Origin of the sequence: Neptuniibacter caesariensis (genome assembly GCF_000153345.1) — a bacterium.
In the GTDB taxonomy this organism is placed as follows: Bacteria; Pseudomonadota; Gammaproteobacteria; order Pseudomonadales; family Balneatricaceae; genus Neptuniibacter; species Neptuniibacter caesariensis.
The window spans coordinates 2,048,447-2,062,052 of sequence record NZ_CH724125.1 but is presented as its reverse complement, the minus strand read 5'-3'; the positions used below and the strand labels follow the sequence as shown (position 1 = coordinate 2,062,052).

At 47.3% G+C, this 13,606-nt stretch carries 16 protein-coding genes; 8 read left to right on the top strand and 8 right to left on the bottom strand.

Annotated features, from left to right (window positions below):
• Positions 1 to 8: 8 nt before the first annotated feature.
• A complete protein-coding gene (locus MED92_RS09555; RefSeq protein ID WP_007021326.1) occupies positions 9 to 398 on the bottom strand; it encodes a hypothetical protein in 390 nt (129 codons plus the stop codon).
• 98 nt (positions 399 to 496) lie between these two features.
• Here MED92_RS09555 and MED92_RS09550 point away from each other — a divergent pair, with 98 nt between their 5' ends.
• The 5 genes from MED92_RS09550 to MED92_RS09530 all read left to right on the top strand — a co-directional run bounded on the left by MED92_RS09550 (position 497) and on the right by MED92_RS09530 (position 5,172).
• The gene (locus MED92_RS09550; protein WP_007021325.1) at positions 497 to 1,756 is read left to right on the top strand and encodes a GGDEF domain-containing protein; all 1,260 of its coding nucleotides are present in this window, start codon (positions 497 to 499) and stop codon (positions 1,754 to 1,756) included.
• 78 nt (positions 1,757 to 1,834) lie between these two features.
• A complete protein-coding gene (locus tag MED92_RS09545; RefSeq protein ID WP_007021324.1) occupies positions 1,835 to 3,523 on the top strand; it encodes a PAS domain-containing sensor histidine kinase in 1,689 nt (562 codons plus the stop codon).
• A 56-nt stretch (positions 3,524 to 3,579) separates the two neighbouring features.
• Positions 3,580 to 4,407, top strand: a complete 828-nt coding sequence (locus MED92_RS09540) for a polyphosphate kinase 2 family protein (protein WP_007021323.1) — start codon at positions 3,580 to 3,582, stop codon at positions 4,405 to 4,407.
• A 68-nt stretch (positions 4,408 to 4,475) separates the two neighbouring features.
• Positions 4,476 to 4,679 carry a hypothetical protein gene (locus MED92_RS09535; RefSeq protein ID WP_007021322.1) on the top strand — a complete coding sequence of 68 codons (204 nt, stop codon included), beginning with the start codon at positions 4,476 to 4,478 and terminating at the stop codon, positions 4,677 to 4,679.
• A gap of 199 nt (positions 4,680 to 4,878) precedes the next feature.
• Complete coding sequence (locus MED92_RS09530; protein ID WP_007021321.1) at positions 4,879 to 5,172, top strand: c-type cytochrome; 294 nt, start codon at positions 4,879 to 4,881, stop codon at positions 5,170 to 5,172.
• A gap of 55 nt (positions 5,173 to 5,227) precedes the next feature.
• On the opposite strand, the gene MED92_RS09525 is transcribed toward MED92_RS09530, so the two are convergent.
• Together MED92_RS09525 and pomA are read right to left on the bottom strand one after the other, a co-directional pair.
• Positions 5,228 to 6,169 carry a flagellar motor protein MotB gene (locus tag MED92_RS09525; protein WP_007021320.1) on the bottom strand — a complete coding sequence of 314 codons (942 nt, stop codon included), beginning with the start codon at positions 6,167 to 6,169 and terminating at the stop codon, positions 5,228 to 5,230.
• A 19-nt stretch (positions 6,170 to 6,188) separates the two neighbouring features.
• Positions 6,189 to 6,947 (bottom strand): flagellar motor protein PomA, encoded by a 759-nt coding sequence (pomA, locus tag MED92_RS09520; RefSeq protein WP_007021319.1) that lies wholly within the window; start codon positions 6,945 to 6,947, stop codon positions 6,189 to 6,191.
• A 177-nt stretch (positions 6,948 to 7,124) separates the two neighbouring features.
• Here pomA and MED92_RS09515 point away from each other — a divergent pair, with 177 nt between their 5' ends.
• From MED92_RS09515 to dxs, 3 genes are read left to right on the top strand one after another with little or no spacing between them, the layout of a single operon-like run.
• Positions 7,125 to 7,364 (top strand): exodeoxyribonuclease VII small subunit, encoded by a 240-nt coding sequence (locus tag MED92_RS09515; protein ID WP_007021318.1) that lies wholly within the window; start codon positions 7,125 to 7,127, stop codon positions 7,362 to 7,364.
• Between the two features lie 2 nt (positions 7,365 to 7,366).
• The gene (gene ispA / locus MED92_RS09510) at positions 7,367 to 8,248 is read left to right on the top strand and encodes a (2E,6E)-farnesyl diphosphate synthase (RefSeq protein ID WP_007021317.1); all 882 of its coding nucleotides are present in this window, start codon (positions 7,367 to 7,369) and stop codon (positions 8,246 to 8,248) included.
• Positions 8,249 to 8,256: 8 nt separating this feature from the next.
• Positions 8,257 to 10,029 carry a 1-deoxy-D-xylulose-5-phosphate synthase gene (gene dxs / locus MED92_RS09505; RefSeq protein WP_007021316.1) on the top strand — a complete coding sequence of 591 codons (1,773 nt, stop codon included), beginning with the start codon at positions 8,257 to 8,259 and terminating at the stop codon, positions 10,027 to 10,029.
• On the opposite strand, the gene MED92_RS09500 is transcribed toward dxs, so the two are convergent.
• The 5 genes from MED92_RS09500 to ribBA are packed head-to-tail and all read right to left on the bottom strand — an operon-like array spanning position 10,026 to position 13,594.
• A complete protein-coding gene (locus MED92_RS09500; protein WP_007021315.1) occupies positions 10,026 to 10,502 on the bottom strand; it encodes a phosphatidylglycerophosphatase A family protein in 477 nt (158 codons plus the stop codon). The genes dxs and MED92_RS09500 overlap by 4 nt on opposite strands.
• A gap of 9 nt (positions 10,503 to 10,511) precedes the next feature.
• Positions 10,512 to 11,489, bottom strand: a complete 978-nt coding sequence (gene thiL, locus MED92_RS09495) for a thiamine-phosphate kinase (RefSeq protein WP_007021314.1) — start codon at positions 11,487 to 11,489, stop codon at positions 10,512 to 10,514.
• A 7-nt stretch (positions 11,490 to 11,496) separates the two neighbouring features.
• Complete coding sequence (nusB, locus tag MED92_RS09490; RefSeq protein WP_007021313.1) at positions 11,497 to 11,976, bottom strand: transcription antitermination factor NusB; 480 nt, start codon at positions 11,974 to 11,976, stop codon at positions 11,497 to 11,499.
• 6 nt (positions 11,977 to 11,982) lie between these two features.
• A complete protein-coding gene (ribH, locus tag MED92_RS09485) occupies positions 11,983 to 12,456 on the bottom strand; it encodes a 6,7-dimethyl-8-ribityllumazine synthase (RefSeq protein ID WP_007021312.1) in 474 nt (157 codons plus the stop codon).
• A gap of 19 nt (positions 12,457 to 12,475) precedes the next feature.
• Positions 12,476 to 13,594, bottom strand: a complete 1,119-nt coding sequence (gene ribBA / locus MED92_RS09480; protein WP_007021311.1) for a bifunctional 3,4-dihydroxy-2-butanone-4-phosphate synthase/GTP cyclohydrolase II — start codon at positions 13,592 to 13,594, stop codon at positions 12,476 to 12,478.
• Positions 13,595 to 13,606: the final 12 nt, after the last annotated feature.

Sequence of the window (13,606 nt, the reverse complement as noted above, 5' to 3'; positions counted from 1 at the left end):
GACGCTACTCACACATCTTTATTCCGAAACCACTGTGCTGATGGCCTGGAAAGCAATTGGTAGATGATATAAAGATCCACCGGCAACATAAGGAGGGAAACAACATACTCCAGTTGAGTAAGATGTTCATGCCCTCCTGATACCAATACGATCAGGCTAAACAGTGTTAATGCAATACAGAACTGCCTTGCCAGATTACTGCGTTGACTGATTTGGTAAGGTAATAAGCAGAAGAGGGCCAAAATGAGCAGGGATGAGAAAAACTCCTGCTGATTCATAACACCTGCTGAATAATTACTAATCCAAAGCAGCAAGGTAACCCCAATACTTATCCACAGCGCATATACAGCACGTTGAACCGTTCGAGGAGGGGAACTACTGCTCTGTTCTAACGACATGTTTTCTTCTCCTCATGAATCTTCTTCACCGCAGTTTACTTATTTTTCATCTAGACTGATATGCGGTTAAGTCACCTATTCAAAGGATCAAACCGGACATGGAAGACCTGAACGAAGACTCTACAAACCACGAATTCTCTCTGAGCTTTGAAAGAGCAGCCATAGGCTTAGCCCATGTTGACTTAAAAGGTCGTTTTATTCGAGTAAACCAATGCCTCTGTAACTTTTTAGGCTACCCCAAAAAAGAGCTTCTGGACCTCACTTTTCAGGAACTTTCTCTGGCTGAAGAGTTAGAAGAAAGCATTTTATGGATTCGGTCTATTCTGGCAGATGAAATTTCCCAGGATTTCTCAAAAATTAAACGTTATCGTCACAAGGATGGGCATCTGGTTTGGGCCAAGTTAACAACAACGCTCATTCGTGACTTCGATAATAAACCCCTCTATTTTATTTCATCTATACAGGATATTTCCGAGTTAAAACGTACGGAAGATTTACTCAGGGAATCTGAGCAAAAATTAAAAACCATCATAGAAGCGGTCTCATCAGAAGTGGCCATATGGATGACCACCGACGATATGCTTGAAACACTCTATGTAAACCAGGGGTTCGAAAAGCTCTGGGAGCAGTCTGCGCAGACACTTTTTAATAACCCGCTGTGTTTTTTAAAATCTGTACACCCAGAAGACCTTACCTATGTAGAAAATGCTCTAGAACACACACAAACAAAGGGGATCGATTACCGTCTCAAACGCCCTGATGGATTAACCAAGCATGTGCATATGGCGACCGCCCAGGTTAAAGAAAAAAGCAGCCGCCCATTTCGGGTTTTTTCTGCCGTTGATCGCACCGAATTAATCATTCGGCAGCAAAAACTTGAGAGAGCGTCTCGCCAAGACGCCTTAACCAAAGTACTTAATAGAAACGCGTTCAATGACCATCTAAGACAGGCGCTGGAGCACTTCAACCGATACAACACTGCTGCAACACTCATTTTTATCGATCTCGACGATTTCAAGCAAGTTAATGATAACTATGGCCATTTGGTCGGCGATAATTGCCTTATTGAACTCGCCCGGACTTTGCGGTCATCTGTTCGAAAAACCGACCTGCTAGGTCGTTATGGAGGGGATGAATTTGTCGTTCTGTTAAACAACAGCATTGAACATGACGCTGAGGAATTTATTAATCGGGTCGGCGACAGAATCACGTTACTCATTGAAGAAGAACAAAAGATAAACGTTGGGATCTCCTACGGAGTTCATCAGCTAACCCGTGAAATCGAATCAATCGACCAATGGATCGATCATGCAGATCACCTGATGTATCAGAGTAAATTATCAACAGCCGAGCCATGACACCCCGCAGTTATTCTTTGAGAAAAGCTAGCTCCCTAACTATTCTGTAGGAGTGACTTATCGGCAACCAGGCCCGCTATGCCAAATGAAAAGCTCTCCAGAGAAGCATTGGAAAAAAAGATCCAAATGCTGGAATCTGAAAATAAGATACTCTCTGATTTTGCAGAGCTATCCTCTGAATGGTTTTGGGAACAAGACCATGAATTACGCTTCACGCGCTTTTTCGGGCTATCCACAGCAAGCCTGCAACGTGATCAGAATCTATTCTTAGGCAAAGTCCGATGGGAGATGCCCGTTCAGGGAATCAGCCAGGAAGAGCTGCAAGCGCATATCGACTGTTGCCATCAGCACAGGGCATTCCGGGACTTTGAATATAGTGTTCCCGGAGATAACAATCGGCTACAGCGCTATTCAATCAGCGGTACCCCTTTTTTCGACTCCGAAGGTCATTTCGCCGGCTATCGGGGAATTGGCCGAAATATCACGGAACTTCATAGTGCCCGAATGGCTGTGGTCGATAGTCAGAGGCAGCTTCTGCAAATACTGCAAGGCAGCCCAATCGCTACCTTCGTGATCGATAAAGAACACAGAATTACTCATTGGAATAAAGCCTGTGAAGCACTAACGGGATATTCAGCAGAGGAGAAAATAGGTCTTAAAGAGAGCTGGCGGGGATTTTACCCCGAACCAAGGCCTACCCTTGCCGATCTGGTTATCGATCAGGCTCCTTTTGCGCATATAAAACAGCACTATGATCAGGAGTTATCAAACTCTGCACTCATCTCGGGTGCCTACACAGCAGAAAGTTTTTTTCCTGAAATTGGTGAGAATGGGCTTTGGCTTCACTTCAATGCATCGCCACTTTTTGATCAGGCGGGGCAAGTGTCAGGCGCTATAGAAACCTTACAAGACATCACCGCCAGAATTAACGCGGAGAAAACCGAACGCGAACATTTCCAGGCTCTGCAGAGCGCCCATCAAGAGCTCCAGAACACCATTCAACAACTTGCTGAAGCGAAAAAACTCGCCAGTTTAGGACGCTTAATTGCAGGCCTCGCTCATGAACTCAACACCCCGCTGGGCAATATGCGTTTAGGTGCTGACAGCAGTAAAAACTCTCTGGACCAACTTAGAAGCGCCTATGAAAGCAATGCAGTCACGCGAGATCGTTTAGAGAGTTTCTTTCAAGACAGCTCTGATACGATCTCCATTATTCAACAAAACCTTAACCGAAGTATCAACCTGATAACCCGCTTTAAAGAATTATCCTCAGATTCACTGCCAAGCACGCCTGAAAGCTTCGCCCCCAAAAACCGGGTTGACGATATATTCGCGCTGTTCTCTGGCTATTGCACAGACCGAAACATTACTCTGTTCAATCACTTACCTGAAGAGCTACGCATAACCAATTTTTCTGAATCATTTGAACAAGTGATCTATTGCTTACTGGAAAATAGTCTCACCCACGGTGTTAAATCTGGTGAGGGGATCATTAAAATCGACTATGAAAAATGCCCTGATGGGATCAAGTTTAGTTTCACGGATAACGGAAAAGGGATGACTGAGAAAGATTGTGAGCATGCCTTCGATCCTTTTTATACATCGAATCTCGGCCAGGGTACCTCTGGGCTAGGCCTTTATCGCGTGTATAACTTAATCAATACAGTGATGGGCGGAAAAATCGAATTAAAAGATAATCACCCCGGCCTTAAGACAGTTTTCTTTCTACAGGAACTTAACTGCCAGGCCCCCTCCTCACTTAAGTAGGGTTTGCTGTGAATTGCTATCTCCCCTATTCTTTTTGAGAATCAGAGGAGAAAAGTATGCACCAGCCCAGTCCAATTGTTCTGCAAAATCCTTCCCCTTCTCTCAAGAATATCGATTTTGATGAATCGGTTTTACCTGATAAAGACGCTTACCTTAAGAAGTTAAAAAAATGGCAGAAAAAAATGCTTCAGGTTCAGCAGGCATACTTCCATCAAAACAAACGGGCAATACTGGTACTTGAAGGCTGGGATGCCAGCGGCAAAGGGGGCGCCATTAGGCGGGTCACTGAAAAACTAGACCCTAGGGGGGTGACTGTTCATCCCATTAGTGCTCCAAGCGCGGAAGAACAAAGCAAACATTACCTCCACCGCTTCCAGGCAAGGCTCCCTGAAGCAGGCTCAATCGCTATCTTTGATCGCTCCTGGTACGGCCGAGTCCTGGTAGAACGCATAGAGGGATTTGCCTCGAAAAAAGAGTGGCAGCGGGCCTATCAAGAGATCAATGAGTTTGAAAGGAGCCTGATCGATGACGGCGCGCGGATTATTAAAATCTTTATGCATATCACACCCGAGGAGCAGCTAAAGCGTTTCGAGGAGCGTTTAAACAATCCAGTGAAACGCTGGAAGCTTACCACCGAAGATATCAGAAACCGTCAACGCTGGGCTGAGTATGAATCTGCGATAGAAGACATGTTCACTTACACTTCAACAGAAGCAGCTCCATGGCACATTATTGCGGGCAACCACAAATGGTATGCAAGAATTGAAGTGCTAAAAACCATTGTTGAACAACTTGCCGAAGGAATCGATACCTCACCGCCCCCCCTAGACCCTAACGTTATAAAGGAAGCGTATCACTCGCTTGGTATTGAAATTGAAGTTTGATCGCACTGAAATATTCCTGCAATAATTTACCGGCATGATTAGCCTCAATATATAAGAGGCAAATAAACATGACAGAAACAAACTTAAAAATTCAGCTGAAACAGTTGCTGAAACGTGGTTACTCCGAAATTGATGTTCGCAACCTGGCAATTGCGCCTAAACATCTGGTCGAACAAGCGATTGCAGAATTCCATGCAGACCAGCGTATAGCTGATCAGACACTACGTATTCAACATAACCAAGCAAGCTTCGCAATGCGCCTGGGCGGTTAATCTAGCCGCCTAATCTCTCCTCCTACCCGCTACATTTCTTCATTCTTTAGCATTAATCGTTTCTTCTATTGATTTCGTTCAGATACAATTCACCCTGTTTGGGTTACTAATAGATGCTACATAGGGGTAGCAGGCTTTAGCGTGGGGTAAGCCGGTTAGGCCCAACGACAAACTTTTGAGCACTTACAGGAAAATTATAATGAAGAAAGTACTGATTGCAGCGATGGCTGCGACTATGATGCTACCTGCTGCAGCAATGGCTAACGAAACTTACAATACTAAGTGTGTTGCATGTCACGCTTCTGGCGCAGCTGGTGCACCTAAAACAGGTGATGCTGCCGCTTGGGCTCCACGAGCTGCTCTAGGTATGGATGCTCTTCTGGCTTCTGTGAAAAACGGTAAAGGTGCAATGCCACCTAAAGGCCTGTGCATGGACTGTACTGATGATCAGTTCAAAGGCGCTATCCAGTTCATGCTGGACAACTCTAAGTAAGCCTTACCGGCTGAATAAAAAAACCGCCTTCCGGCGGTTTTTTTATGATTCATGTTTAGAAAATATCGTCAGGCTGTAGATTGATTAGCTGCCCATCAGGGTCACCCTCTTTACGGGCCTGAATCTTCTCCAACGATTCTTTATCTTTGCCTTTAGTAACGATTATCTCAACACGGCGGTTCTTAACACGATTTGCACGAGTATCGTTAGGTACTAAGGGCTTAGTATCTGCCATCCCTAAGACTTTGAAACGAGATTGATCAATACGCGGATCGCCAAACAGTTCATGAGCAACCGCTAAAGCACGTGCGACAGACAGATCCCAGTTAGACTCAAAACGCCGCCCTGCATAAGGGATATTATCGCTATGCCCTTCAATGGAAACATTACCTTTAACATCAAGTAACACATCACGAATTTTGGCCAGCACAGGAATCGACTCAAACTTTAACTCAGCAGAGCCTGAATCAAAGGAACCCTTTTCCTTGATACGGATGATAATTTTCTTACCATCAGTCTCCACTTCAACGCTACCGTCACCGATCTCTTCAGCAAGCGCCGCGGCAAATTCTACCGCTTCCTCTTTCGCTTCCTGTTCCTGCTCTTTTTGCAACTCTTGCTGTTCACCAGCCTCCTGATCAGGGGAGTCGCTGTCACCCTCTTTCGATCGAATATCCAACGTATTCATATCGTTATTGACCGTCATCTGACGGACTTCATTCAGAGGTGTAGGCTCAGGGCGGCCAGGACTAAACTCCTGAGCGATGATAGAAGTACCTTTCGGAATATCTTCTACTTTGATCTGGTTTTGTACACCAAACGCCTCACGCATCGAACCTGCAAGCTGTTTAAACTTCAGTACGTCCATCTCCGAGAAGGAGAGTAGTAGTACGAAGAAGCACATCAACAGCGACATCAAGTCGCCAAATGTCGCCAACCAAGCAGGTAACCCGGGGGGGCAGGGGGGGCATTCTTGTTCTTCGGTATCGTCACTCATCTCTTAGTCCTCTACCGAATTAACCTTCAGCCGCCGCACGTTTCTTCTCTGGCAGATAGTTACGCAGCATCTGCTCAATAACACGAGGGTTCTGGCCTGCCTGAATAGCTAGCAACCCATCAATGATCAGGTCATTGTTGAGAGCTTCTTCATCCTTACGCACTTTTAGCTTATCTGAGATAGGAATACAGATCATGTTTGCCAACATTGCGCCGTAAAGGGTTGTTAGCAGGGCTACCGCCATCGCAGGACCGATCGACTTTGGGTCACTCATGTTAGACAGCATCTGTACCAGACCTACCAGTGTACCGATCATCCCCATTGCAGGGCCAACATCACCCAAAGAGGCAAAGATAGAAGCACCGAATTCGTGTCGATCATGGGTCAATTTAGATTCTTTTTTCAGAAGCATCTTCACAACATCGGGATCATGACCGTCAACTAGCAGCTGAATACCACGTTGCATGAAATCACTACTTACCGTTTTATCTTCCAGAGAAAGCAGGCCACCTTTACGCGCTGCATCTGCAAGATCAACAGTTTCCGCAATAATGTCTTCTGGATTCAAAGACTTGAACATAAATGCCTTAGCCGCAATTTTACCTGCCGCAAGGAATTGCCCAAGGGTGTAAGACATCAAGACTACGAAGAGGGAACCACCGATTACAATCAATAGAGATGGAGGGTTAATGAAGACCCCAACATCGCCACCCATGACCATCGCGGCTACTACGATACCGAAACTACCTAGTAAACCGACGAGCGTTGCTATATCCACCCAGTACTCCTTAATGCAAGCCGAGAACTTTGTTCAAGCCTTTTACGAACTGTCTATAATAGCAAAAATGTATCTACAATCATCCATCATACAATCGTTTAACTTGGATTTTTCAGAGATAATTGATTCTAATCCAAGCCTTCGGTAAGTTTAGCCCTTTCATAGAAGATATTTCCTATGCCGCGTAAGAAAAAAACAATCGATTTCGAACAATCCCTCCAGAAACTTGAATCTCTGGTCAATCAGATGGAACAGGGCGATCTGTCTCTTGAAGAGTCGCTGCAAGCATTTGAGAAGGGTGTCGGTCTCACTCGCGAGTGCCAGAACATTCTTGCTGAAGCTGAGCAGAAAGTTCAAATACTGGTAGAATCCGGTGGCGAGCTTAAAACCGAACCATTCACGCCGGAAGAGGAATAATCTTGGAGATCCGCCAGCAGCTAAAGCATTACCAGTCACGTGTAGATAACCATCTGGAAAACTGCTTACCCTCTGAGAGTATCGACCCACTTCTTCAGGAATCGATGCGCTACTCATTATTCAATGGCGGCAAGCGGGTCCGTCCTGCGCTGGTTTATCTGGTTAATCAGATACTTGGCGGCACCGACGAAGCAGCTGATAATGCCGCCGCTGCAATCGAGTGTATCCACAGCTATTCGCTGGTTCATGATGATCTACCCGCCATGGATGATGATGACCTGCGCCGCGGCAAACCTACCTGTCATATCGCCTACGACGAAGCAACGGCAATCCTGGCCGGAGACGCCCTGCAATGCCTCGCTTTTGAACTGCTTGCCAATGATCAGCAACAAAGCGCTGACAGCAAAATTAAGTTGATTCAGTTACTGAGCCAGGCTTCGGGCCACGGGGGGATGGTTGTCGGCCAATCCTTTGATCTTCGCCATGTGGGCAAACCACTTACGCTGGAGCAGTTAGAAGCCATGCATCAGCATAAAACCGGGGCCCTTCTACTCTGTGCGGTACATATGGGAGCAGCCTGCGGCCCCAGAGTTTCTAAAGAACAATTAGATGCCCTTACCCGATACGCGCTCGCAATTGGCCTCGCCTTCCAGGTTCAGGATGACATTCTGGATATTGAAGGTGACTCTGAGACGATTGGAAAACCCCAGGGTTCTGATCTGGAACTGAATAAACCTACGTATCCTGCTTTACTGGGCCTTGAAGGTGCTAAGCTGAAGCTAACTAAGCTCCATCATGAAGCGATTGAAGCCCTGACTATTTTTAACGAAAACGCAGAGCCACTTCGCGCTTTGGCTGATTTTATTGTTCGCAGAGATCACTAAACTATTTTATGTTTCATTCGATTCCCACCCAGCGCCCCGCTACACCGCTGCTGGATCAGGTAAATGATCCTGCGTCTTTACGTACGCTAAAGCACAATCAACTTGAGGAACTGGCCAGTCAGCTGCGTGCCTATCTGCTCTATAGCGTTGGCCAAAGCGGTGGACACTTTGGTGCAGGCCTGGGTGTTATCGAACTAACAATCGCTCTTCACTATCTTCTAAATACGCCTAAAGACAATCTGGTTTGGGATGTTGGTCATCAATGTTATCCACATAAGATTCTCACCGAACGACGTGAAGCCATGCCTAAAATTCGCCAAGGCGATGGCCCTTCCCCTTTTCCAAAACGAGAAGAGAGCCCGTTTGACTCATTTGGTGTAGGCCATTCGAGCACCTCAATCAGTGCAGCGCTAGGTATGGCCATCGCTGATAAGCTACAAGGGATCGAGAGCAAAACAGTCGCCGTTATTGGTGATGGCGCGATGACGGCCGGTATGGCGTTTGAAGCACTCAACCATGCCGCCCACACCGACACTAACCTTCTTGTCATCCTGAATGACAATGATATGTCTATTTCGCACAATGAAGGTGGCTTAGCGACTTATCTGGCCAAAAATCTGAAGAATCGCTCGGCTGGAGAAACGACCGCTGCATTATTTGAAGCTCTGGACTTTGAATATACAGGCCCAGTCGATGGCCATGATTTTAATCAGTTACTGCCCACCCTGGAAAAAGTATTAAACACGCCGGGGCCACAATTTCTTCATCTGATCACAACTAAAGGTAAAGGCTTCCAGCCTGCAGAAGATGATCCCGTTGGCTATCACGCCATCACCAAGATAGAACCGATTAGCCAACCGAAAGAGAAGAAAATACGCTATTCAAACGTATTTGGACGCTGGGTTTGTGACATGGCCGAAACTGACAACCGCCTAACTGCCATCACGCCAGCGATGCGCGAAGGATCTGATCTGATTGAATTTTCCAGTCGATTCCCACAGCGATACTTTGATGTAGCGATCGCTGAACAACATGCTGTCACTTTAGGTGCTGGTATGGCCTGCCAGAAGCTAAAGCCGGTGGTGGCAATCTACTCCACATTCCTGCAGCGCGGCTATGATCAGGTTGTCCACGATGTAGCCATTCAAAAGCTCGATATGTTACTTGCCATCGACCGTGCCGGCCTTGTTGGTGAAGACGGTGCCACCCATGCGGGCTGTTTTGATATTGCCATGCTTCGCTGCCTGCCTAATACGATCATCATGACCCCTTCTTCGGCTGAAGAGCAACGCAATATGCTCTACACCGGTTATAAGTACCCTGGGCTGGCTGCCGTTCGTTACCCTCGTGGAAGCGTTTCGGAATTGGCTAACGGCGAAATGAGCAAGCTGCCACTGGGGCAAAGCAAGACCATACTGGAAGGCAGTCGAGTAGCGGTTCTGAACTTTGGCCCATTACTCCATGAAGCTGAGCATGTTGCCAAGCGTGAAGGTTATACGCTGATTGATATGCGTTTTGTAAAACCGCTAGACACCCAGGCGATAGCGCTCATCGCAGCTTCGCACCAGCTGATTGTTACGCTTGAAGATCACAGCATCATTGGTGGAGCAGGTTCAGCCGTAAGTGAATACCTACATACTGAAAAAATAAAAACACCATTACTCAGTCTGGGCATTCCGGACAGATGGATCTCTCACGCTTCTCGCCAGGAGCAACTAAAGGAATGCGGCCTTGATAGTGAGGGCATAGCGCAGGCTATCGCTGAAAGCTTGAACCGCTAGATCCAGAAATATGCGATCAATTGCAGGATGATTAACGCATAGATACCCGCCAGAATATCATCCAGCATAATACCTAAGCCCCCTGAAACTTTCTGATCAGCCCATTTAATGGGCCAGGGCTTAATGATGTCAAAAATGCGGAACAGGATGAAGCCGACAGCAATCCACTCCCAACCAGCGGGCGCCATAAACATCGTCAGCCAGAAGCCTACAAACTCATCCCAGACGATGCCTCCATGATCATGAACACCAATATCCGTGGAAGTCCGATCACATAACCAGATACCAATCAGAGTTGTCACCACCAGCATCAATAGATACCAGGGTGTACTTAACTGCTGAAACCAAAAGTAGGGAATAACAGCGGCGAGGGTGCCGAAGGTGCCTGGCGCCCAGGGAGCTGCCCCGCTACCTAAACCAAATGCCAGAAAGTGGATTGGGTTTCGCCATACGGACGCTGGAACTTTATTCACTGGGTATCCCTATTCAACAGGTGACTGTTTGAGAAAATGATCATAACCGGATCCACTGATTTCACATGGAATTCCTCGATCAAAAAGACAAATATCTGGTGCCTGTGTCACTTTGCCAATAACAGCGATAGGAACAGGCAAATGAGCCAGATTAGCTAGTTTTTCGGCAGGGATAGTGAAACAAAGCTCGAAGTCCTCGCCCCCTGTTAGTGCCCATTGCCTTGCTTGATCCTGCCCGTAGCTTTTCAAAATTGCACCTGACAAAGGCAGTGCTTCAAGCTGCAGCCGTGCTCCTAAGCCACCACTAGCTTTAAGAATATGCGCCAGATCAGACAATAAACCATCCGATATATCGATACAGCTATGCGCGAATTCTCGTAGAGATAATCCCAGTGCGATACGTGGTGATGGAGCAAAAAAACGCTCTGACAGGTAGGGAGCAAAGCCCGGCTGTTCTACACCCTTCAGTTGCGCTTCGAGACCTGCGCGACTATCCCCTAATGTGCCACTGACACAGATCAGGTCATCAACCTGTGCACCGGAACGAACCAGCGCCGCTCCCTCAGGCACAAAGCCATGTACCTGAGCGGTTAACGTCAGAGGTCCACGGGTGGTATCTCCACCCACTAAAGCAATCTTAAATTCCAGACAAAGCTCAGCCAGGCGTTCGCTAAAGCGCTTTAACCATTCAGCATTTGCCGTTGGAAGGGACAACGCCAGTGTCAGCCAGGCAGGCTGAGCCCCCATTGCTGCGAGATCACTTAGCGCGGCACCTAACAAACGGCTGGCCAACAGATCCGCTGGCGTATCCGGCAAAAAGTGCGTGCCTTCGACCAGGGTATCGATTGAAACCACCAGTTGCCGAGAAGCCGGCGGGGTAAGAATGGCGCAGTCATCGCCCACGCCTAATACAACAGAAGCATCCGAAGATGCTTCTGCGACCTGCGCAAAGTAGCGCTGAATCAGCTCAAACTCACCCAAAGGCACAATCGGCTTAACCTTTACGTTTCTCTTTTATTTCAGCCATACGCACACGTTGAGCCAACTTATCCAGCACACCATTAACGTATTTATGACTGTCCGTCGCACCAAAGGTTTTTGCTAACTCAACGCTTTCGTTGATAGCTACACGGTATGGTACTTCGAAACGCTTAGACAACTCATAAGCACCGATGCGCAGAACGTTCAGTTCAATCGGATCCAGCTCATCAACATTACGATCGAGAAAATCAGTATACAGCTGATCAAGTTCGCTTTTGCCGCCTGCAATGCTGTGAAGCAGCTCAGAAAACAGACGAATATCTGTATCACGCATGTCATTATCGACACGGAATTGTGCTTCTAGCTCGTTCAGGGGCTGCCCAGCCAAAGTCCAGGAGTACAGTGCCTGAAGCGCGTAGCTACGTGCATTACGACGCTGGGTTGTCAATGAAGGCTTCTTTTTCTTAGCCGGTTTGTTTTCGTTTTCGCTCATTTGCGATCAGACCTCAAGCTGCTTCAGCAGGCTTACCATCTCTAATGCAGATAGCGCTGCTTCAGCACCTTTGTTACCCATTTTAGTACCAGAGCGCTCAACAGCCTGTTCGATGCTGTTAACTGTCAGGATACCGTTTGCGACTGGCAGGTCGTAGTCCAGAGAAACCTGAGCTACACCTTTAGAGCTTTCACCAGACACATACTCAAAGTGCGGCGTACCACCACGAATGACTGCACCCAGTGCGATAATCGCATCATCTTTCTTCTGCGCAGCAATACGTTTAACTGCCAATGGAATTTCAAATGCACCCGGCACACGGATAACGCGGATCTTTTCCTCGCTAACACCGTGACGTTTCAGGGTATCGATAGTACCTTCCAGCAGGCTTTCAACAACAAATGCGTTAAAACGGCCAACAACGATCGCGTAGTTACCGTCTACGTTTACAAAATCACCTTCGATGGTTTTCACAGACATGATTTAAATACCGGTCCAGTTATTCTTCACAAGGAATATATTCTTCAATCTCCAGATCAAAACCAGAGATTGCATTAAATTTCATAGGAGAGCTCAGCAGGCGCATTTTACCTACACCCAGGTCACGCAGAATCTGGGACCCTGTACCCACCGTAAGATAGGCGCCGGAAGCACTCACATTAACTTTAGATTGCTGACGACCGTTCAACATCAGATCGACCGATTCAGACATATCAATACGCTCATTGGTATCCAGCAAGAGCACAACACCCTGCCCTTCTGCAGCAACACGGGCTAAGGCTTTTCGCATGGTCCACTTAGGCTCTTCATTTGGGTTTACTGCACCCACAACGTCTCGCAGTACCTCAGCACGGTTGTGTACACGTACATAAACAGGCTCATCTGCTTTTACTTCACCAAGCGTCATCGCCAGATGTGTACAGTTCTGGATCTCATCGCGGTAGGTCACATAGTTAAAGTCACCGTATTCGGTAGCCATAACACCCTCTTCAGAGCGTTCTACCGTATGCTCATTCGCTGTGCGATAGTGGATAAGATCAGCAATGGTGCCAATCTTCAGACCATGCTTCTCGGCAAACTCTTCCAGATCAGGGCGACGCGCCATCGTGCCGTCTTCGTTCATGATCTCAACGATCACAGATGCCGGCGTAAAACCTGCCATGCGCGCAAGGTCGCAACCCGCTTCGGTATGACCGGCACGGCTCAAAACTCCACCTGGCTGCGCCATCAGCGGGAAAATATGACCCGGCTGAACAATATCTTCAGGCTTAGCATTTTCTTTAACCGCCACACGTACCGTATGAGCACGATCCGCTGCAGAGATACCCGTGGTCACCCCTTCAGCCGCTTCGATAGACATCGTAAAGTTAGTTGAGAACTGCGCGCCATTGCTCTGTACCATCAGTGGCAGATTTAACTGCTCACAACGATCACGTGTCAAAGTAAGACAGATCAAACCACGCGCATGAGTCGCCATAAAGTTGATATCGTCAGCACGTACCATCTCTGCAGCAATCACCAGATCGCCTTCATTCTCGCGATCTTCATCGTCCATCAGGATAACCATTTTGCCCTGACGAATATCTTCAAGCAGTTCTTCTGGTGTATTCAATTTCATCTATATATACCG

Coding starts and splice junctions, on each gene's coding strand:
- MED92_RS09555 (WP_007021326.1), bottom strand. CDS start 398: ATGTCGTTAGAACAGAGCAGTAGTTCCCCTCCTCGAACGGTTCAACGT.
- MED92_RS09550 (WP_007021325.1), top strand. CDS start 497: ATGGAAGACCTGAACGAAGACTCTACAAACCACGAATTCTCTCTGAGC.
- MED92_RS09545 (WP_007021324.1), top strand. CDS start 1,835: ATGCCAAATGAAAAGCTCTCCAGAGAAGCATTGGAAAAAAAGATCCAA.
- MED92_RS09540 (WP_007021323.1), top strand. CDS start 3,580: ATGCACCAGCCCAGTCCAATTGTTCTGCAAAATCCTTCCCCTTCTCTC.
- MED92_RS09535 (WP_007021322.1), top strand. CDS start 4,476: ATGACAGAAACAAACTTAAAAATTCAGCTGAAACAGTTGCTGAAACGT.
- MED92_RS09530 (WP_007021321.1), top strand. CDS start 4,879: ATGAAGAAAGTACTGATTGCAGCGATGGCTGCGACTATGATGCTACCT.
- MED92_RS09525 (WP_007021320.1), bottom strand. CDS start 6,169: ATGAGTGACGATACCGAAGAACAAGAATGCCCCCCCTGCCCCCCCGGG.
- MED92_RS09515 (WP_007021318.1), top strand. CDS start 7,125: ATGCCGCGTAAGAAAAAAACAATCGATTTCGAACAATCCCTCCAGAAA.
- dxs (WP_007021316.1), top strand. CDS start 8,257: ATGTTTCATTCGATTCCCACCCAGCGCCCCGCTACACCGCTGCTGGAT.
- nusB (WP_007021313.1), bottom strand. CDS start 11,976: ATGAGCGAAAACGAAAACAAACCGGCTAAGAAAAAGAAGCCTTCATTG.
- ribH (WP_007021312.1), bottom strand. CDS start 12,456: ATGTCTGTGAAAACCATCGAAGGTGATTTTGTAAACGTAGACGGTAAC.
- ribBA (WP_007021311.1), bottom strand. CDS start 13,594: ATGAAATTGAATACACCAGAAGAACTGCTTGAAGATATTCGTCAGGGC.